General features: G+C 45.1%; 15 protein-coding genes. 8 read left to right on the top strand and 7 right to left on the bottom strand.

All coding sequences use genetic code 11. The features are described from left to right. Positions 1–141 precede the first annotated feature (141 nt). From B050_RS0105915 to B050_RS0105900, 4 genes are read left to right on the top strand one after another with little or no spacing between them, the layout of a single operon-like run. Positions 142–3,291, top strand: a complete 3,150-nt coding sequence (locus B050_RS0105915; RefSeq protein WP_026235674.1) for a SusC/RagA family TonB-linked outer membrane protein — start codon at positions 142–144, stop codon at positions 3,289–3,291. A 12-nt stretch (positions 3,292–3,303) separates the two neighbouring features. Then, positions 3,304–4,842 (top strand): RagB/SusD family nutrient uptake outer membrane protein, encoded by a 1,539-nt coding sequence (locus B050_RS0105910; protein ID WP_083923239.1) that lies wholly within the window; start codon positions 3,304–3,306, stop codon positions 4,840–4,842. Between the two features lie 24 nt (positions 4,843–4,866). Then, positions 4,867–5,502 (top strand): fasciclin domain-containing protein, encoded by a 636-nt coding sequence (locus tag B050_RS0105905; protein ID WP_018472972.1) that lies wholly within the window; start codon positions 4,867–4,869, stop codon positions 5,500–5,502. A gap of 27 nt (positions 5,503–5,529) precedes the next feature. Then, positions 5,530–6,642: a DUF5007 domain-containing protein gene (locus tag B050_RS0105900; protein WP_018472971.1), complete on the top strand. Its 1,113-nt coding sequence runs from the start codon at positions 5,530–5,532 to the stop codon at positions 6,640–6,642. A 442-nt stretch (positions 6,643–7,084) separates the two neighbouring features. Here the strand turns inward: B050_RS0105900 and folE are convergent, their stop codons facing one another. Then, positions 7,085–7,783, bottom strand: coding sequence for a GTP cyclohydrolase I FolE (folE, locus tag B050_RS0105895; RefSeq protein WP_026235673.1), 699 nt, complete (start codon positions 7,781–7,783; stop codon positions 7,085–7,087). Further along, positions 7,743–8,153 carry a 6-pyruvoyl trahydropterin synthase family protein gene (locus B050_RS0105890; RefSeq protein ID WP_018472969.1) on the bottom strand — a complete coding sequence of 137 codons (411 nt, stop codon included), beginning with the start codon at positions 8,151–8,153 and terminating at the stop codon, positions 7,743–7,745. Before B050_RS0105890 ends, folE begins: the two co-directional genes overlap by 41 nt. Before the next feature lie 392 nt (positions 8,154–8,545). On the opposite strand from B050_RS0105890, the gene B050_RS0105885 reads away from it, so the two are divergent. Then, positions 8,546–9,301 (top strand): murein L,D-transpeptidase catalytic domain family protein, encoded by a 756-nt coding sequence (locus B050_RS0105885; protein WP_018472968.1) that lies wholly within the window; start codon positions 8,546–8,548, stop codon positions 9,299–9,301. Here B050_RS0105885 and B050_RS0105880 read toward each other — a convergent pair. The 5 genes from B050_RS0105880 to B050_RS0105855 all read right to left on the bottom strand — a co-directional run bounded on the left by B050_RS0105880 (position 9,298) and on the right by B050_RS0105855 (position 15,884). Further along, positions 9,298–10,896: a L,D-transpeptidase family protein gene (locus B050_RS0105880; protein ID WP_018472967.1), complete on the bottom strand. Its 1,599-nt coding sequence runs from the start codon at positions 10,894–10,896 to the stop codon at positions 9,298–9,300. The two genes, B050_RS0105885 and B050_RS0105880, sit on opposite strands and share 4 nt — an antisense overlap. A gap of 144 nt (positions 10,897–11,040) precedes the next feature. After that, positions 11,041–12,732 (bottom strand): L,D-transpeptidase family protein, encoded by a 1,692-nt coding sequence (locus tag B050_RS0105875; RefSeq protein WP_018472966.1) that lies wholly within the window; start codon positions 12,730–12,732, stop codon positions 11,041–11,043. A 146-nt stretch (positions 12,733–12,878) separates the two neighbouring features. Further along, on the bottom strand, positions 12,879–13,724 hold the full coding sequence (kdsA, locus tag B050_RS0105865) for a 3-deoxy-8-phosphooctulonate synthase (RefSeq protein ID WP_018472964.1): 846 nt from the start codon (positions 13,722–13,724) through the stop codon (positions 12,879–12,881). A 3-nt stretch (positions 13,725–13,727) separates the two neighbouring features. Beyond that, on the bottom strand, positions 13,728–14,279 hold the full coding sequence (locus B050_RS0105860; protein WP_018472963.1) for a KdsC family phosphatase: 552 nt from the start codon (positions 14,277–14,279) through the stop codon (positions 13,728–13,730). 63 nt (positions 14,280–14,342) lie between these two features. Then, positions 14,343–15,884: a bifunctional GNAT family N-acetyltransferase/carbon-nitrogen hydrolase family protein gene (locus tag B050_RS0105855; RefSeq protein WP_018472962.1), complete on the bottom strand. Its 1,542-nt coding sequence runs from the start codon at positions 15,882–15,884 to the stop codon at positions 14,343–14,345. 163 nt (positions 15,885–16,047) lie between these two features. Between B050_RS0105855 and B050_RS0105850 the strand changes: the two genes are divergently transcribed. From B050_RS0105850 to leuS, 3 genes are all read left to right on the top strand, one after another. Beyond that, positions 16,048–16,950 carry a mechanosensitive ion channel family protein gene (locus tag B050_RS0105850; RefSeq protein ID WP_018472961.1) on the top strand — a complete coding sequence of 301 codons (903 nt, stop codon included), beginning with the start codon at positions 16,048–16,050 and terminating at the stop codon, positions 16,948–16,950. 91 nt (positions 16,951–17,041) lie between these two features. Next, a complete protein-coding gene (locus B050_RS0105845; RefSeq protein WP_026235672.1) occupies positions 17,042–18,004 on the top strand; it encodes a hypothetical protein in 963 nt (320 codons plus the stop codon). A gap of 122 nt (positions 18,005–18,126) precedes the next feature. Further along, on the top strand, positions 18,127–20,901 hold the full coding sequence (gene leuS / locus B050_RS0105840) for a leucine--tRNA ligase (RefSeq protein WP_018472959.1): 2,775 nt from the start codon (positions 18,127–18,129) through the stop codon (positions 20,899–20,901). Positions 20,902–20,920: the final 19 nt, after the last annotated feature.

Raw genomic sequence — 20,920 nt, 5'->3', positions numbered from 1 at the left:
GCGAGGGGGATACTATCAAAAGGAAGTTGAATACAGAGGAAATCACAGCCTAAGATTTCCTTTACCTACGAAACCATTCAAGAGAAAACAAACAAGATTATGATTAAAACTGTACTAACTTTTTTATTCACCTTTTGTCTTATGGGCTTCCTATCAGCCCAGACAATTACCGTGAGTGGAACGGTGACAGATTCGGAGACGGGCGAGACCATCCCCATGGCAAACATCCGAATCCAAGGAACCACCAAGGGAATGGCCTCCGACTTGGACGGCCATTATAAAATCAACGTAGAACAAGGTCAAACCTTGATCTATTCCTTTCTAGGATACACCCCAACAGAAGTGACTGTTGGCACGCAGCAGGTAATCGATGTGGCCCTGAAGGCCAATGAATCGGAACTTGATGAAGTAGTGGTAGTCGGCTACCAGTCTGTTATCAAAAGAGATGTCACGGGCTCCGTAAGTAGCATCAAAAGTGACCAACTCGAAGCCATCCCGGTTACCAACGTCGCCACCCTAATAGGCACGCAAAGTACAGGGATCCAGACGGTCAATATCAGTGGCGCACCCGGAGCAAGGGGAGCCTTGGTCATCAGGGGTAGTACTGCCGTCTCTGGCGAACTGGACGGAGGCGAGCGCTTCACGGCTTTCAGTACACCACTATACGTGGTGGATGGAGTACAGACCTCCTTGGAAGACCTTGCAGGATATGGCGTGTCCAATACTGATTACCTCGCCTCACTAAACCCAAATGATATAGAGAGTATAGATATCTTAAAAGATGCCTCTGCTGCTGCGATCTACGGATCCAGAGGTGCAAATGGCGTAATCATCATCAAAACCAAGGGCGGTTTAGCATTGGACAAACCACAATTTGACTTTTCCATGAGCTTTGGCGTGCAGCCTATCCCTGAGCTAGTGCCTATGCTGGCAGGAGCTGCAGAGAGAAGAGAAAAAATGGGAATGATCGATAAGTGGTGGGATCATGATTTCTTGCTTTCCAACCAAACGCCCATCATGCTTACCGATAGCTTGAACCCTGCTTTTAATAATAATGTGGATTATCAGGGCTTATTCTACCAGACAGGAATCTCCCAACGGTATAACCTAAGCATGAGAGGCGGAAGCGAAGCTTCTAACTACCGCTTGTCCTTCGGCTATAACGATGACAAAGGAGTGGTGAAAGCGACTGGCTTCACCAGGTACACCCTCAACACCCATATCAATACTAAGGCAGGAAAGCGATTTAACAATCAATTCCTGGTAAACACCTCCTTCACCGAAAACAAAACTGGTCAAGGAAACCCAGCTGGCGGGTCTTATAACCTAGACAACAGTCTTCCTACCAGTCCAAACAATCTGAACTCCTCCCTATTCTACCTTCCAGAAGCTAAAATCCAGTCCTTACAGGGCGAATTGGAAGAAAAGCTGAATACCGATGAGCAGTTTAAGGTGACGTTCTCGAATTTTGCGCAGCTGAAGATCGTAAAGGGACTGAAATTAAACTCCCAGTTGACCTTCCAGTACGACCAAAACAAGAAGAACTTCTACGAACCTTCTTCCATCAGACCGAATGGCGACGGCTATGCCGCCTATGCCTTATACACTCGTAAGAACCAGGCCTCCGATCTTTACTTTGATTATCTGAAGACCATCGGTGATCATGAGTTCATTGCTATCGCAGGTAATCGTATTGACTATAACAAATACGAAGACATGGGGCTCTCTGCAGTAGGCTTCGGAAGTGATGCCATCAAAGTCATCAACAATCGATATGAAAAAGACAATATCGATGGCTATACTGATATCAGTGAAAACGCCTTGATATCCTATTATGCCCGATTAAACTATAAGTTTAGAGACAAGTATATCTTCAGTGCCAACTTCAGTACCGATGGATCTTCCAGATTCGGTGAAGACGTACGATGGGCAAAATTCGGTTCTGTATCAGCGGGCTGGGTATTCACGGATGAGAAATTCTTCGAAAACATTAAAGGAAACTGGTTTGACTTTGGTAAGATCAGAGGTAGCTGGGGGATAAATGGCAAGCAGTTTAGCCAAAACTACCTGCGATTCGGGGCTTATAGCCTTGGATATGGCGGTCTGGCAACTGGCTATGGATCTAACCAAATGAATGTCGCCTCCTATGGTGGAGTGACCGGCGTGATACCAAACTACAATTCCATAGGAAATGACAAGCTCTCTTGGGAGCAGTCAGAGCAGTGGGATATTGGTTTTGACTTAGCGATGCTCGATCAGCGACTGAATGTCACCTTCGATGCTTACCATAAGAGTACTGACAAGTTGTTTTTCGATATTGAATTCCCTTCTTACTCAGGCTATAACCAAGCCAAAGCTAATATAGCTGGAGTGCTAAACTACGGCTGGGAAGCTCAGGTGAAATACAACCTATTCCCACGAGTGAGTGACTGGAAGCTAGACCTTACGGCAGGTTTCTCCAAAAACGAAAACTATGTAAGCCAATTACCAAACGGGAATCGTGATTACCTGATCGGCACTTACGGCTTCATCGTTGGTCGTCCATTGAACCTGTATAAGGTATTCATCAATGACTATATCATCGATAATATTGAGCAGCTGCCAGTCAATCCTTATACAGGTGAGGCGCTTACGGGCAAATCCGCCTGGGCCAGCATCCGTCCGGGGCTTCCTATCTGGGAAGACATTAACGGCGATTACCTATTGGACGAGACAGGAGACCTGATCATGGCTCTGGATTACTCTCCAATTCCGGATATCCAAGGTAACTTCAATATCGACCTTCGCTATAAAGGATGGTACTTCCAAGCCTATAGCCAGTTCTCCTTCGGTGCAGACATCATGAATACCGTGCTGAATAGCTATATGGACCGCTATGACCGTGGAGGCACAGGCTGGGCGACCTCTGGCCTAGCTGATCTGAGCGAATACTCCTTCTGGGAGCAGCCGGGCGATGGCGCTGCAGGCGTGCGATTCCCAGCATTATTTCCTGCTGGAGGCGGCGAGGCTCCTTTTTATGCCTTCCGTGACACTCAAACCTTATGGATAGAAAGCGGCGATTACTGGAAGATCACCAATGCATCTGTTGGTCATACCTTCAGCAAGAATTCTTTCATCAAGAACCTTGGGCTCGATCGACTGAGAACCTACTTCTCCGTACTGAATCCGTACCAATGGCAGCGCTCTAAGGCGGTCGTAGATGCTTCACTTGTGGATGCTCGTGGCCACGTATTGGGCAATGGCTATCCGCAGGCTCAGACATTTTTCATCGGTATTGACGCTAGATTCTAAACTACTACAGACATGAAAAAACCAAGAATTATAACTATACCGATCCTTTCATTAGTGTTCGCCGCTTTCTTCAGCTGCTCGGACTTATTGGATCAGGAACCGATTACGATTACCCATCCGGACGTGTACTGGAGCTCTCAAAGCGAGGCTGAGCAGGCATTGGCAGGGTCTTACGCCTTGCTTAAGTCTGCCCTTACCAATCAGAGTAACTTCCTGCTATGGGGTGAGTTTCCCGCCATGACCTTTATGGACAGCCAGTTTTGGATCGTGAACTATATAGAGAATAATGGTGACTATAACCTCCCTTATAGAGGTGACAGCCAGGAGTGGAAGTATTTCTACCGCTCAGCCAACTGGGCTTTTACCATTGAGCAATATGTGGCAGATATGCCTGTGGAGATATTCCAAACGCCTCAGGAGAAAGACCGTATTCTAGGTGAAGCCGCTTTTGTGCGCGCTATATCTTACTTCTATATGGCTAGAATCTGGGGTGATGTCCCTATCGTCCATGAGTCTATCGAGAGCTCTACTCAGCTGATCACCCCTGATGGATATATCATGGAGATCGGTCGCTCAGACGAAAAAGAAGTCTTAGACTATATCTTGGAAGCTACAGAAAAGTCCATCGACCTATTGGACTATGCTACGCAAAGTACTAATAACTGGGCCATCACTGCCAATAAGGCCAGTGCAGAAGCACTCAAAGCGCACGTCACTTTATGGTATGCTAGCCGTGATAATGATAACGCACAGATGATCACTGAGAGCATCGATGCCGCCACTTCGGTTATTAATAATAGCAATACCAGCTTGGTAAACTATGTAAGTGAAGGCGTGGAAGGCTTCGAGAAGATGATGAGAGGACAGTCTAAAACAGGATTGTTTGAAATCAATATCAATTCTAATATGAATGAATCTTTCCGCTTAAGCGCAGGAGATGGAAGCCATACAGGATTGACCGTCAATCAGCCTTTCTTTGGAAGTAATAATGGTACTGCACCAAAAGGAAACCCTGACTTTTATGGATTTCAATTCATGAATGCACCAGAACGTGAAAATGATATCCGGAAGGAATTGTTCTTCTATGACTATGAAGACATGGACACTGATGCGTTTCCTGTAAAATACACCTTGAGCTCAGACGATCCTGACTCTGAAGATGCTTATGCCTTATTCTCCGAGTCCAACATACTGATCTTCAGACTGGCGGATATTTACCTATTAAGAGCCGAAGCTTATGCCAAAGCCGGAGAATATAGCAGTGCCATCGCAGATCTGGATCTCGTTCGTAGCCAAGCCGGAGTGCCTGCATATCAGGGCGCACAGGATCGCACAAGCTTGATCAAGGCGATATTTGACGAAAGAGCGATCGAGCTAATCGCTGAAGGCCAATTGGCTTATGATAGAATCCGAATGGATTACTTCGAGGGGGTCTCCTGGATGAACAGTGACAGGAAGACAAAGGACGGAGTCTTTTGGCCTGTATCCCCTAATATTATCATCAGAAACCCATCCATCGTCCAGACGGAATACTGGCAAGGACGACTTTAAGTCAAATTTAAAACCAGAAGAAATATGAAATATTGTATTTATTATATAGCCTTGTCCCTTTGCTTATTCTCCTGTGTCGATAACGACTACCTGGTGGATGGCGGAGTGAGCAGCGGTGAGCTGGGCACAGATACCTTCAGCTTCCTGCAGTCCCATCCTCAGATGGACACCTTAGCCTTGCTGATCGAGAGAGCAGGATTGATTGATGAGGTCAATGGGGAGGTTACCCTATTTGCACCAAACAATCTATCTGTAAAAAAGTATGTGGATGAAATATTAAAGGGCATGCGAGAGCTGGATCCAGAAGCGGAATTTACCGTCAATGACATCCCTAAGGATACTTTGGACAAATATATGGGGGCTTATATCTTCCCTGGTAAGATCACCAGAGAGGACATGAGTCCTGAAGGAGATATCATGGTCGCCCTAAATGGCGAAGAAAGAAGAATCTCCCTGGAGCCAAGAGAGGAATACACTGCTCAACTGAGTAGCTTCCCAGAGTATGTCTATTACACCTACAAGCAGGGTGAAGAATGGGATCTCTGGAATAATATCACGGATGATGAGCTCGTTCAGGTGAGAACCTCCAATCTTATCTCCACCAATGGTGTGGTCCATGTCCTCCAGGGCAATCATATCCTATTCAACTATAAGGATTAATACATCCATCAGAAAATATCTTGAAAGATGAAAAAAACACTATTTATACTATTCATATCCTATATGGCTGTGGTGTCCTGTACTCCACCAGAAATAGGTTACCTGAGTGAGGATATTCACTCCAATCAAGACACCATCTATGTGCCCCGCGGAGGATTCTCCGTGGCGGCCAGACCAGCCATCGAAAACTCCACCGCCCCAATGGAATGGGAAATCGTGGGATTTACTGATTTGGACGGCAATCCTAATAATGAACTGCTGGACGAGCATCAAATTCGTATCTGGAAGGAATCCTTCAACGGTGATACGGACACCACTCTGGCTCTTGCAGAGCAGAAACTGGAATTGTCTAATGAGCCTTCCATCCTTATCAATAAGGTAAGTGGGGAGTTTGCCTTTACGCAAGCCACCAAATTTGTGGAAGGGGATATATTCAAGGTAGATGTACAGGTGTCCAATATTAAAGGGTCTAAACTGCTGCAGGACTTCGCTGTCATTAAGATGCAGCCTTTCCAGCCGGTAGAATTCCCCGTGGAGATGAGATCCAGACTTCTATTCGACTCAGACAATGGGAACTATATCGCTCATACCGGAACGATCACAGGGCCTAATGACGAAAATATCCCTAGTACACTGGATGGCACGAATCCTTATTTTTCGATTCAGAAAATAAGTGAGGAGCCTGCCTACTCCGTACAAGTCAATATGGTCATTCAAGATAGCTATGGTGAAACGCTAAACCCTAATAAGGTTACCTTCTACCCAAGTGGCTCCAGCTACCTGCAAAACTATCATGACAATTCGGTGGAGACCATTACTGATGATCAGCAAACCTCCTTTTTCCTTCCAGCCCCACCATTCCCTCAATACGGCAGAAACTATACGGGCAATAGCTCTTATTTGATGTATTATCTATCCAGAGGTGATGCCTTCACAGTGGATAAGGAAGCTTACGAGGCCGATAAGGGTCCTAAAACCCCCGAAGAATGGGAGGAATTCTGGGCTCCTTACAGAGACCCAGTGACTGGCAATATCCGAAACCATGCCTATATCCGATGGGGTATCAAGATCCTTGATTCAGGTACCTGGGAAATAAAGATGAAAATCCCTTATACTAAAATTAATACTGCCGCCAACTAAGAAAGGCGTGGCTCAAAACCATTGGCATGACCAACAGTAGAGTGAAAAGTAGATATAATTAAAAAAGGCGCTTATATAAGCGCCTTTTTTAATTGCCTTATCAGAATCAACCCTCTATAAACAGAGCAATTTTTGAATGCCTAAATGAGGAAAAAGCTCTATTCATCTCTGAGGTTTATTAGGAAAACTGACCTTCCCGGAAAGTCGGCTTTCCTGCTTCATCAGTTGATTCACTAAAACTAAGTAATCGATCCATCCTAGCCACTATCAATGTCCTGGCTGACTCTACAGGGTCATTTCAAAAAGCACAGGCTAGCTGGATAGTGGTAATTATTTGCTCCTTCATCTATGAAGAAACAATTTTCACACAAAAAATCTCTTTAAAAGAAAAAAGCCAGAACATACGTTCCGGCTTTCTATAAACTATAAGATCATTGATCTATTATTTCATGGTAATATAGTGTCTAAATTCTTGACGCGACTGATCGTCGGAGTCAAATTTCCCACCATAGAAGGAGGTTAAGGTTTTGCTATTCACATCCTGTACACCTCTCGAGGACACACACATATGGTGTGCATCGATCACCACCGCCACATCTTCTGTACCCAGGATCTGCTGCAATTCCTTTCCTATCTGCATGGTAAGGCGCTCCTGAACCTGCGGGCGCTTGGCAAAATACTGTACTATTCGATTGATTTTTGATAAGCCGATTACACTTCCATTAGAAATATAAGCCACATGAGCCTTGCCATAAATAGGTACAAAGTGATGCTCGCAATGAGAAAAGAAGGTAATGTCCTTTTCTACCAGCATCTCGCTATATTGATATTTATTTTCAAACAGCTTTACATTTGGCTTATTCTTTGGATCAAGGCCGCTAAATACTTCCTTAATAAACATTTTGGCCACCCTTCTTGGAGTACCCTTGAGACTATCATCATTTAGATCAAGCCCTAATACCTCCATTATCCCCTTAAAATGATCTTCGATAAGATCCATTTTCTCCTCATCACTCTTCACAAAAGCATCCGCTCTGAGCGGCGTATCCTGCGAAGTACCTATATGTTCATCACCGATTTCATCGATGCTCCGCCCTCCATTAATCCCCGTCGTATTCAACATAATTCCTTTCTGTTTCATATAATCGAACTGTTAGATCGTATTTCTCTTCAATTTCATTCCTTAAAATATTCCAAATAACCACAGCAATGTTTTCTGCAGTAGGGTTAAGGTTCTTAAATTCATCTGTATCTAGATTTAAGTTTTTATGATCAAATTTCTTGATAACATGCTCCTTTATCAAATCACTCAAAACTTTCATATCATACACATATCCCGTGGCCGGATCAATAGGTCCTGCCAGTTTTACATGTAAATCATAATTGTGTCCGTGAAAGCTTGGGTTATTGCATTTACCAAATACTTCATTGTTTTTCTCCTCCGACCATTCCGGATTGAATAAACGATGAGCAGCATTGAAATGCTCCTTGCGATATACTGATACCTTCATTCTCTTTCTTTAGGATAGTCTGCAAAACCCACATTTAGGGAGTCTTGCCTAAACACTAAACTCCATTTAGCAGGTTTAGGTTTCAAACTTATCTTTATTAGCCTTTCAACTGTTTCAATGCCAAAAGGTTGATTTCATTTAAAGAGTGCAAAATTAACCAATTAAAATTTCTTTTGCATCCCGAATCGGATTAAACCTTTTTATTCATACCTTCTTCCCCCCTTTTTATTCAATCAATTACACTTTCCTCCAACAAAAATTTATAAGTATTCAGTTCCTTATTACAATCTATCCCTTACTTTTGCGTTATACTATATGGAACCAACTGGCTATACACCAACATATTAAGCCAAACACCACCCTAAACCAACCTAATTTAATTAACGACCCCTATGCTTAAAAAATCTTTATTGACCATTGCCACACTTATCACACTTTCATTATTTGCTTTTCGCCCTTCGGGCCAAGCTCAATTATCGATCCACAAGAATCTAGCTAGCAATACAAGCACAGAAGCTGTCATTTCATTGATTACGGAGAAGCTCGCTACCAACCCGGCCATTGGCCTTCCCAATCAGGCGGCGATAACCATCGGCGTAACTGGCTATTTGAAGCTGGTAAAGAAAGGATTAATCGCCATTAATAAGCCACTTACCATCATAGATTTCAGTCTACCTTCCTCAGAAAAACGACTTTGGACCATCGATATGGTCTCGGGAGCCATCCTGCATCATACCTGGGTGGCGCATGGACGTAATAGCGGTCAGCTGATGGCCAAAAACTTCTCCAATACCAATTCCAGCTATATGAGCAGCCTGGGTTTTTATAAAACTTCCGAAACCTACCAAGGAAAACACGGCTATTCGCTGCGCTTGGATGGACTAGAAAAAGGGCTCAATGATAATGCTCGTACCCGTGCGATCGTCATTCACGGTGCTGATTATGCTAATCCTGAATTCATCGAAAAAACGGGCCGATTAGGCAGAAGCTTGGGATGTCCCGCCCTTCCCATGGATCAATACCAGGAGATCATCGATACGATCAAAGAGGATGGATGCTTGTACATCTATGCTACTGATCAAAAATACCTAAAATCTAGCGCTTTTATCCCCCAAAACTCAGAATCAAACCTCATCGCATCCAATTAATAATATTTTTCATCAGGCTGCAAGCCCATCAGCTTCGCCACTTTTCGGTCCTGACCATAGATATCTTCTCTTAGGTGCAGCTCCCCCCCATTATTCCATGCGGTAAGGTAATAGATCCAGACTTGGGGACCTTCAGGCAGCTTCACTGTCACCTCATCCTCCTTATTCATCGCAGAGGCGATGGAGTCAGTAGGCCATTTCTCCTGCTCTTTTAAGAGAACTTCTGCGAATTCCTGAGGTTTCTCTAAACGAATACAGCCATGACTGAAAGCTCTCTCATCTTTGCTATACAGTGATCTGGCGGGAGAATCATGAATATAAATGCTATAAGGATTCGGGAACATAAATTTCACCCTTCCCAAGGCATTGTCCTTCCCGGGTTTTTGATAAATGCGATAGGGTAAAGGCTCATCCTGATTCAGCTTATCCCATTTGACCTTGGAAGGATCGACTTCCTTTCCATTGCCATCGAGTACGGCCATATTTTTTTTACTTATATATTCCTTATCCTTCTGGATGGCTGGCAGCGTCTCCGATTTGATTATTCCCTCAGGGATATACCAGCGAGGGCTGAACACCAAATAGCTCATTTTGGCGGTAAATGCCGGCGTTTGGTTGCTGGTTGTGCCGACTACTGCGCGGCTATTATATACTGTATCTTGCCCATAAAGAAGGTCCACACTGAAAGCGGGAATATTGACCAATACCTTAGGGAGCTCAGTGTCCAGCATATCAGGTAGCCACTTCAATCGCTCAAGGTTTACGGCGAGCTTTACCTTCAGGTCCTGCGAGGAAGCTCCAAAAGCCTCCCAAAACTCTTTCCCCAGCACTCCATCCTGATTCAGCCCATGAAGGCGCTGGAAATGCTTCACCTCAGCCACCAAGGCCTCATCATATAGCTTTGGCGCATCGGAATCAGGCAAGTCCCTTCCTGTGATCACCTCAAATCGTTTTCGTACTTCCTCCACCTTGGCAGAAGTTTCTCCCGGCTTGATGGCCTCGCCACCCCCAAAGGAGGCAAAATCAATTTCTGATTTGATTAATTCCTGGTATTGCTCACGCAAATTGCGATAAAGGTCACTTGAAGGCCGCAACTCATCCAGCTGCCCGGCCACCGAGCCTTTGCCAGAAGCCAGCTCCTTTAAGGCCTCCGTTTCAAAATCAGTGGTATCCCGGGGTTCTATTTTCCACTCCTCGGATAATTTCCGAGGGCTTACCCCTCCAAATTGCAAGTCGTGCCCTAATTTCAAAAAGCTCTTCGAAATCAGCACCTCCAAGGAGATCAGCGTGGAAGGCTCCTGTTGCTCTTCCCACTCGCTAAGTAAGGCGGTAATTTCTTCCAAATGATAATTCTCCGCTATCAAAGCATCAAACTGCACCTGATCCAATTCCTCCAAAAAAGTCTCTCCTTCCTCATTGAGGCCATCATCATTCACCCAAATGGGCTGAATGGCACTGGGCGCATAGATTGCAGAAAGGTCGGAATCTTCGCTTACCCTATCTCTTAATTGCTGAAGTGTTTCTTCTTGTAATCCTGAGCTGCAGGCTGATAAAAATATAAAGCTAAGTGCAATCCACTTGTGTAGAGTCGTCATAGTAATCTAGAAATAGTTGGTTGATACAATCTTCCATCTCTTTGCAATCACTATGCCATCTAATGCCGCATAAATCTAATCCAGCAAGGAGCCTATATAAGTAACCACTATATAGCCGCTATTCCTTCCTCAGGTTCGCTAATTCTATTTATCCTTCAGCTTATAATTTTGCAGAAAAACCTCATCAGAAAACATCGCCATCTCTATCTCCTTATCACGCTCATAGATATCCTTTCTGTTATACATATTCCCCACGGAGTCCGTCCAGAAAGTCAGGTAAATAAGCACCACGGGAATTTTTTCTTTTAGCATAACGGTAGTTTCCTTACCCGCATTCATCCCTGCATGGATCTTTTCCGGGGTCCATTTGGAATCATTTTCCAGGATCTTCTCCGCCAATCCCTGAGGGTTCTCTAGTCGGATGCAGCCATGGCTAAAAGCCCTTACCCCTTTGTCAAACAGGCTTTTGGCAGGAGTATCGTGGATATATACATGGTATTGATTGGGGAAAATAAATTTTATTTGCCCCAGGGAATTAAAAACTCCGGGGCTCTGACGAATCATATAAGGGAAGGTTTTTGGCGTGACAGTAGCCCAGTCTATACTTTCGGCGCTTACTGCCTTTCCTTGGTAAGTAAGGATATTCAGGTGATTTCTGCTTAGATAAGAAGGGTCCTTTTTGGCTTTTGGCACCATCTCATTTCTAATAATGGAAGAAGGGACCGTCCAGGTGGGGCTAAGGACCAGATAGGCCATTTCGCCGTTGAAGACTGGCGTGGAGTGATATTCTTTGCCCACGATCACTCGGGAAGAATACAAGGTATCCATGCCATTATCTCTGAGGAAGTCCAGGTGGAAATTAGCGATATTCACCATCACAAAACGATCCTGAATCACGGTATCTGGAAGCCATCTCAAGCGCTCCAAGTTAGCGGCGGCCTTCTTCACCAGTTTTCCTGGCCCCTCACTGAGGGCTTCATAGGTGTCTTTGCCCATGACCCCATCTGCATCCAGGCCATTTCTGGCTTGGAATCGGATCACGGCCTCGCGCAAGGTAGAATCATAGGTAAGCATCTCCGGGCTGAGATCAGTCCCCGAATAATCTCCCCAATAGGCCAGTCGCTGTCTGATTTCAGGAATCAATTTATTTTGATCTCCTACTTTAAGCAGTTTCCCACTGACCGACTTCCAGCTCAGCGAATCGATGTCCGCCTTAGCCGATAGGTCCTTGATGGTATTTCTCATATTGCGATATACCTGGTACCGAGGCCAAAACTTCTGGATGCTGGATTTTACATCTCCAGTCTCCAGAGCTTCCTTCATCACCTCCCCAATATCGATTTTTTCTTCCTTGGTCTGTATCCTCCAGCCGGTCTTCAAAGCCTCCTGAGACACCTTACCGAAGTATAGATCAGAAGCCAAGGCAAAGTAGGCATCTGTAAAAATGATATCCAGATAAGCCTGGTGCAAGGCCGTAAGTTCTTTCTCTGAAGAATGGATCAGCTCCACCGCCTTGGTCATCACCTCCAAGTGGTATTCCTGAGGGATCAGGCCATCCCATTTACTATCCTCAATGGCTTCCAGGACCTCCTTCGCAGCAGGATGTAATTTCCCTTGCTCCGTCCATACAGGCACAAAATCGCCTTGGGTATAAAAATCCACGATTCGCTGGGGCTCCAGCACATCCTGCTCGCCAATCTGAATGGTCTGGCTGGCATCAAAAGACTCTAGAATACGTCTCAACTCCGCTGGGACAGAATTTTCCTCCTGGGAATCCTGAGCGTAAGACTGCCATGAAAACAGAGCGATAAATAGAAATAAAAGAAGAGATTTCATGAGATCGAACTAATAAAAGATAGAGGTATAAAAAAAGGAAACAATTCTTTTAGCGCCCATACGGAGGAAGTCCACAAGTCCATTTTTAAGGCTTGGCGGAGCTCCGGCAAGGGTAAAAAATAAAGCCGGCAAAGCGGCTTTATTTCCTAAATAGTAAAATCAATATGTTTTCGGCCTAAGTCCCAAGCGTCCTTAAGCATGGAAAGGAAGCCTTCCATCTTTTCGAGCGGCACCATATTTGGGCCGTCACTTAGGGCTTTGGCTGGCTCGGGGTGAGTCTCTATAAAGAAGCCATCCACTCCTGTGGCGGCGGCGGCACGAGCCAGAAAAGGGGCAAATTGTTTTTGGCCTCCACTGCTGCCTCCCTCGCCTCCTGGCTGCTGTACGGAGTGAGTAATATCAAACACCACAGGTGCGTACTGGCGCATGGTCGGTAGAGAACGCATGTCCACCACCAAGTTATGATAGCCCAAGGCAAAGCCTCGTTCTGTCAGGCATACATTATTATTGCCGGTGGAGCGTACCTTATCCACGGCATACTGCATGTCTTCCGGAGCCATAAACTGGCCTCTTTTGATTTTTACGGCTTTGCCGGTATGCCCTGCTGCCAGCAATAAATCGGTCTGGCGACATAGGAAAGCAGGAATCTGCAATACATCCACCACCGCAGCCACCTCAGCAGCCTGATAGCTCTCATGAATATCAGTCACCAAAGGCACCTGAAGCTCTTTGCCCACCCGCTCTAAAACCCCAAGAGAATCATCCATCCCGATCCCACGAAAGGAACCTGAGGAGGTACGGTTGGCCTTGTCAAAAGAGGCCTTGAACACATAAGAAAAACCCATGCGCTCCGCCAATTCCTTCACGGTACTTCCTATCTCTATACAGATATCGTAACTCTCCACGGCACATGGCCCAGAGAAAAGCACAGGTTTCTCAGCACCCAGGACCATATGGTCCGCAATATTCATTTTATGACTAAAAACTTTCATTATTTATTTCCCTGTCAATTGATTAATAATCTTTTTTAAATGTCCTTGAGCGCTCAAAATCAAATCGCCGGTTTCCCTAAACACCCCTTTACCACCATTCAAGGAAGACACGAAGTCCACCTCTTCTTTGATATAAGGAAGGGCATCCTTAGGCGCCACAGCCAGGCCTACCTGCACCAAAATGGGCAGGTCAATTAAGTCATCGCCAATATAGGCTATTTCGTTGAGGTCAAGATTGTATTGATCCAGGACTTCCAGAAGCTTCGCCCCCTTATCCTTGATGCCATGATGATGAAAGTCAAAATGCAACTCCTCGCATCTCTTTTGGACCACGGGAGAATTACGTCCCGTAATCGCCCCAACGAGGATGCCATGGCGCTGCAGCACCTTGACGATCAAGCCATCTTTTACATTATATTTTTTATACTCTAGGTAATTATCATCATATATAACCCCTCCATCGGTCAGGACGCCATCCACATCAGTGATTAGCAACTTGATCTTTGAGGCTTTTTTGATGATTTTCTCATCGATTCCTTTCAGGTAATGATCCATTAGTTATCCTTAATTATTCCTATTTAGCAAATATATAATGTCTATGGACATCAATTATGAATTTCATTTCTTTTTCCAGTGAATGGAGTACAGGTCGAGTCTTCGCTGCGCCAGGTTTCTTACGCTTCCCATTTTGCGGAGCTTCGTCAGCAAGTCCAGGTCCACGTCGGCCACGATGGTGGTTTCTGTATTCAAGGAAGCCTCTGCAATCACGGCATCATGGGGAAAAGAGAAGTCAGAAGGCGAATAGATCGCTGCTTGAGAATGCTGAATATCCATATTCTCCACCCGCGGCAGGTTCCCTACCGAGCCAGTAATAGCCACATAGCATTCATTTTCCACCGCCCTGGCTTTGGCACAGGTGCTTACTCTGAGGTAAGCGTTTTTGGTGTCCGTCCAGAAAGGAACAAACAAGATATCCATCTCCTGCTCAGCCAGGATCCTGCCCAGCTCAGGAAACTCCACATCATAGCATATCAAAATACCAATTCTTCCCGCATCTGTATCAAACACCTTGATCCCATTGCCACCTTGCAAGCCCCAGTAAGACTGCTCATCAGGAGTGATATGCAGCTTATATTGCTTATCTGTGGTCCCATCTCTACGGCACAGAAAACTTACATTCCTCAGTTTCTTACCATCATATTCGGGCATACTGCCCGCTATGATATTGACATTATACGATAGGGCCAGCTCTCTAATCCTAGAGAGCACCTCATCGGTGAAGTCTGCAAGGTTTCGGATCGCCTCTGAGGCATCCATATCGTTGAAGTCCGCCAGCAATGGAGCGTTGAAAAACTCGGGAAGAAGGCAGAAATCCGACTTATATCCTGATACGGTGTCCACAAAGAACTCTACTTGCTGCATCAGGTCGTCCACATCCTTAAATCGCCTCATCTTCCACTGCACTAGCCCAAGGCGCACGATCGACTTCCGATTACCAATAAGTTTCTCGTCCTTCTCATAATAGATATTGATCCATTCCAGTAAGGTGGCGTAGGCTCGGGAGTCCTTATCCTCAGGGAGATATTTGGTGATTACTTTTCTTACGTGAAATTCATTGGCCAGCTGAAAGGAAAGAACGGGATCATAGATCTCCTTATTCTTCACTAGCTCGATATATTTCCTAGGGGTCATCTGCTCGGCATATTTGCTATATCCCGGTATCCTCCCTCCAGCGATGATGGAGCGCAGGTTGAGGTTTTCGCAGAGCTCTTTTCGGGCATCATATAGCCTTCTTCCTAGCCGCAGTCCGCGGTATTCTCCATGCACAAATACGTCCGTTCCATAGAGCGTATCACCATTCTCCAGGTCATGGGTTTTGAAAGTCCCATTTCCAGTAATTTCATCATAGGTATGATTATCCCCAAATTTGGAGTATTCCACCACCACACTCAAGGCCACAGCGACCACCTGGCCGTTGTCCTCAATACATATTTGCCCTTCGGGAAAGGCAGAAATCTGATTTTTTAATTCCTGACGGGTGTACGTCATCCCCTTCTGCTGATAGATAGAGGTCATTATATCTCTGATGTCCTCATAATCTTTCAAAAGGACATTTCTAAGTTTTAAGCGGTGTTCGAGTTCCTCTTTATGTTTGCTCATAAGGTCAATATGCTAATTTGCGATTGTCGATACAAATATCATAAACTATTTACGGTCCTCATAGGTGATAATTAAATAAATCTGTTAATTATCAACTAGTTTAACAGGCAAAATATTATTATTTTGTCCTACAATTTCACTCAAATTTGACAATTAAAATTTTATGGAAGATCTTCTGCAAGATGTACAGCAAGATGGAATCGGGGCGTTTCTGAATAGATTAAACGACTTTTTGGAATACTCCATTATCACTTTAGGATCCTCCAAATTAACCGTAGGGGTGGTAATCGCCCTTATATTCTCGGTATTTGTACTGGTAATAGTTACCGAATGGATCAGAAAATTCATTGTAAATAAAGTACTGATCCGATACCAAATGGATGTTGGCACACGCCAGTCTGTGGGTACCATCATCCGCTATTTCCTGCTGATAGCGGGATTTATCATTATAGTCCAAAACTCCGGAATAGACCTCAGCGCATTAGGCATTCTGGCCGGTGCCCTTGGTGTGGGTATTGGTTTTGGCCTTCAGAATATCACCAATAATTTCATCAGTGGGCTGATTATTCTTTTTGAGCGCCCTATCAAGGTCGGCGACAGAATAGAAGTGGGCGATGTAAGTGGAGATGTAATCAAAATCTCCTCTCGATCCACGATGATCGTAACCAACGACAATATATCCATCATCGTCCCAAACAGCCAGTTTATTGACAGTCCGGTGATCAACTGGTCCCATAATGACCGGAATATTCGATTTAATTTTCCTGTAGGGGTTTCCTATAAAGAGAACCCTGATCAGATACGATCCATCCTTCTGGAGGTGGCCACCAATAATGAAGGGGTACTCAAGACCCCACCGCCGGATGTGCTTTTTGTGGAGTACGGTGACAATAGCATTAACTTCCTACTGAGGGTCTGGACTTCCGATTTCATCAATAAACCTTCCGTTCTCAAGAGCCAATTGTACTATGAGATCTTCCGTAGGTTCAATAATGAAGGCATAGAAATACCGTTCCCACAACGAGATTTGCATTTAAAATCTGGATTTGACAAGCTTGAAAAATAATCGTTTATTTACGGTGCTTAATCATTGACTCACATAAACGAGCATTTTAGCCACCTAACCCTAATTCTGACCCATAGCTTGCATGAACGCCATGAAAAAATTACCCTTTCTGTTCTTGCTACTTGGCTTGGCCCAAAGCCTCCAAGCACAAAGCTTCAATCGCTTTAAGTTTGAAGAACCATGGTCTGTGGGAGTTGGGATAGGTCCTACACAGTATTTCGGCGAGCTATATTCATTGTGGAAGTATGTGGAAGGGGTACAGCCTGACTATAATGTCTCGGTAAATGTCCGGCGGACAACGGGGACTCATATCCGATTACGGTTTGATGCTTCCTATATCCAAATGTCCGGCAGCGATATCCCTTCTGATCCCCGAGCTTTTCGCTACCCGCGGAGCTTGGAGTTCAGGGCCAGGAATTTTGAGGCGGCCTTTATCGGCGAGTATCATTGGAAGCCGGTCAAGATCAATAATATCACCCGTCATTTCCTCAATTGGTACGTCTTCGCAGGTGTAGGAGCCTCCACCAATACCCCAAAAGCACAATTAGACGGAGAATATTATAGCCTTAGGCCTCTGGCTTTGGAGGACAATGAGTATCCTGCTGTGGTCATGGTCTTCCCTATGGGTTTGGGAATGAAATACAAGCTTAATGTGTACACAGACTTATTCATCGAGGGGAATTACCGCTTCACGATGACCGATTACCTGGACGATGTGAGTGCTTTTAACCTGAAAGATTCCTACCTCAGCTTGCTAGAGAGCTATGGAGACAATGGGAATGGGCCTATGCCGGAGAGGCTACGCCTGGCGGTCAGAAACCCACAATGGCTTGATGATGATGGGCTGCCAAAAACCGATGCGATCCGAAATGCGGTTTATTATGACAAAAACGGGGAATTCCAGCATAGCATTCGTCGGGGAAGTGGCCTAGATCATCGCTATGATGGCTATTTCACGCTGAATGTAGGGGTAGAAATCTACTTCTCTCAGGACATCTGGGAAAACTGGCTACGTCGTGGACGCACCAAACAAAGGGGATGGAGATTCTGGTAAGGGAGAATTCTATTCATTATCTTTCATCTCAAGGCCTGATACTTACCCGAATCCACCCGCATATCCCATTTATTTTTATATTTTTGCAATCAAACCTTTATTAAGCAGTAATATTGTTAAAAATGGCGGATTATAATTTTCAAGAAATAGAAAAAAAGTGGCAAGAGATATGGGAAAGTTCCCAGCTTTTTAACGCCAAGATAGACCCTCAAAAACCAAAATTTTATAGCTTGGACATGTTTCCCTATCCTTCGGGAGCAGGCTTACATGTGGGCCATCCTCTAGGGTATATCGCCTCTGATATAGTCTCCAGATTCAAGCGACTTCAGGGATATAATGTATTGCATCCAATGGGCTATGATTCCTTTGGGCTGCCCGCGGAGCAATATGCTATCCAAACTGGCCAGCATCCAGCTATCACCACCGAAGAAAACATCAAAAGATATACCGAGCAGCTAAAAAACATTGGTTTCGCCTTTGATTGGGACAAGGAAATAAGAACTTCCGATTCAGCCTATTATAAGTGGACCCAGTGGATATTCATGCAGCTCTTTGACAGCTTTTATGATAAGGAGGCCGACAAGGCAAAACCTATCCAAGAGCTGATCAGCATTTTCGAAAAAGAAGGGAACACCTCCGTAAAGGCGGTTTGTAATGAAGAATGCCCTGAATTCTCAGCTGAGGACTGGAGGGGATTTTCGGAGAAGCAACAGCAGCAAACCCTACTCCAATATCGCCTGACCTATCTAGCGGAGACGACCGTCAACTGGTGTTCTGCATTGGGTACGGTACTCTCAAATGACGAGGTAAAGGATGGATTCTCTGAAAGAGGGGGACATCCTGTGGAGCGTAAAAAGATGATGCAGTGGAGCATGCGGATCACAGCCTACGCGGAGCGTCTCCTCAATGACCTCGAAAAGGTGGACTGGAATGAACCGATCAAGGAAATGCAGCGCAACTGGATCGGAAGATCAGTAGGTGCTGAAATGACCTTCCAGGTAAAGGACAGTGAGGCCAGCATCAAGGTGTTTACCACGCGAATCGACACCATCTATGGGGTTACCTATTTGGCTTTGGCACCGGAAAGTGAGCTAGCTGCGGCGCTGATCACCGAAGACCAAAGAGAAACTGCCGAAGCCTATATTGAAGTGGCCAAAAATCGCTCTGAAAGAGAGCGGATGAGTGATGTAAAAACCATCTCAGGAGCCTTCACTGGTAGCTACGCCATCAACCCCTTCAATGGGGAGGAGATCCCGGTATGGGTCGCTGATTATGTATTGGCGGGATATGGTACTGGCGCCGTGATGGCGGTACCTGCTCATGATGAAAGAGACTTTAACTTTGCCAATCATTTTGGCTTAGAGATACGACAGGTACTGGAAGGAAGCATGGAAAATGGTTCTTTCCCTGGACGAGATGGCATCGCCATGAACTCTGACTTCCTGAATGGACTCGTGATGAAAGACGCCATGGATAAGGCCATTGCTTTCCTCGAAGAGAAAAAAATAGGAAAAGGAAAGATCCAATACCGTATGAGAGATGCGATATTTACGCGTCAGCGCTATTGGGGAGAGCCTCTTCCTGTCTATTTCAAGGAGGGAATTCCCTATTTGGTAGATCAAAAAGACCTTCCATTGGTACTTCCCGAGGTGGACAAATACCTACCTACAGAGGATGGTGCTCCGCCATTGGGCAGGGCCCAAAACTGGACCTATAAGACTGAAGAGGGTGAATATCCGCTAGAAATGAGCACTATGCCCGGATGGGCTGGTTCTTCATGGTACTTCCTTCGCTATATGGATCCAAAAAACAATACCGAACTGGTCAGCAAAGATGCCCAGCAGTATTGGCAGGCAGTGGATCTCTATATTGGGGGAGCTGAGCACGCCACGGGACACCTGCTTTACAGCCGATTTTGGACCAAATTCCTCTTTGACAGAGGCATCATCTCGATCGAAGAGCCCTTCAAGAAAATGATCAACCAAGGAATGATCCAAGGGAGATCAAACTTTGTATATAGAGTAAAAGGCAGCAATAAATTTGTAAGCCATGGCCTAAAAGGTGAATATGACACCGCAGCGATGCATGTGGATGTGAATATCGTCCATAATGACCAGCTGGACCTGGAGAAGTTTAAAGCCTGGAGACCTGACCTTGCAGACGCAGAATTTGTCCTTGAAGAGGGCAAATACCTCTGTGGTGCTGAGGTGGAAAAGATGTCTAAGTCCAAATACAATGTGGTCAATCCTGATGATATCATCTTGCGATATGGCGCGGATACCTTACGATTGTACGAAATGTTTCTGGGGCCATTGGAGCAGTTTAAGCCATGGAATACCAATGGCATAGACGGCGTATCTAAATTCCTTAAGAAACTATGGCGTCTCTTTCACGACAAAAATGGCAACTTCGCCATCTCGGATGCACAAGCTTCCAAGGAGGAACTGAAGGCTTTACATAAAACCATCAAAAAGGTGGAAGAGGATATGAACAATTATTCCTTCAACACCAGCGTTTCTGGATTTATGATCTGTGTGAATGAGCTATCTGCCCTTAAATGCAATAAACGAGAAATACTCGAACCACTAGTGATCCTAGTCTCTCCTTATGCGCCACATATTGCGGAGGAACTGTGGTCCCTCATGGGCCATGATCGATCCATCCTGGAAGCCCGATTCCCTCAATTTAAGGAGGAATATATGGCAGAAAACGATCATGAATATCCGGTGTCTATCAATGGAAAAATGAGGGTGAAACTCCCACTTCCTTTGAGCCTGACTAAGGATGAAATCGAAAAAGCAGCCCTTGCGGATGCCAATGTACAAAAGTGGCTGGAAGGGAAAAGCCCGAAAAAGGTCATTGTAGTCCCTGGCAAAATCGTCAATATCGTAGTGTAAAAACTACAAAAACATACCT

Source organism: Echinicola pacifica DSM 19836 (assembly GCF_000373245.1).
GTDB classification, from domain to species: domain Bacteria; phylum Bacteroidota; class Bacteroidia; order Cytophagales; family Cyclobacteriaceae; genus Echinicola; species Echinicola pacifica.
Note: the sequence above shows the minus strand (reverse complement) of the source record. Positions and strands in the feature narration are given on the sequence as shown.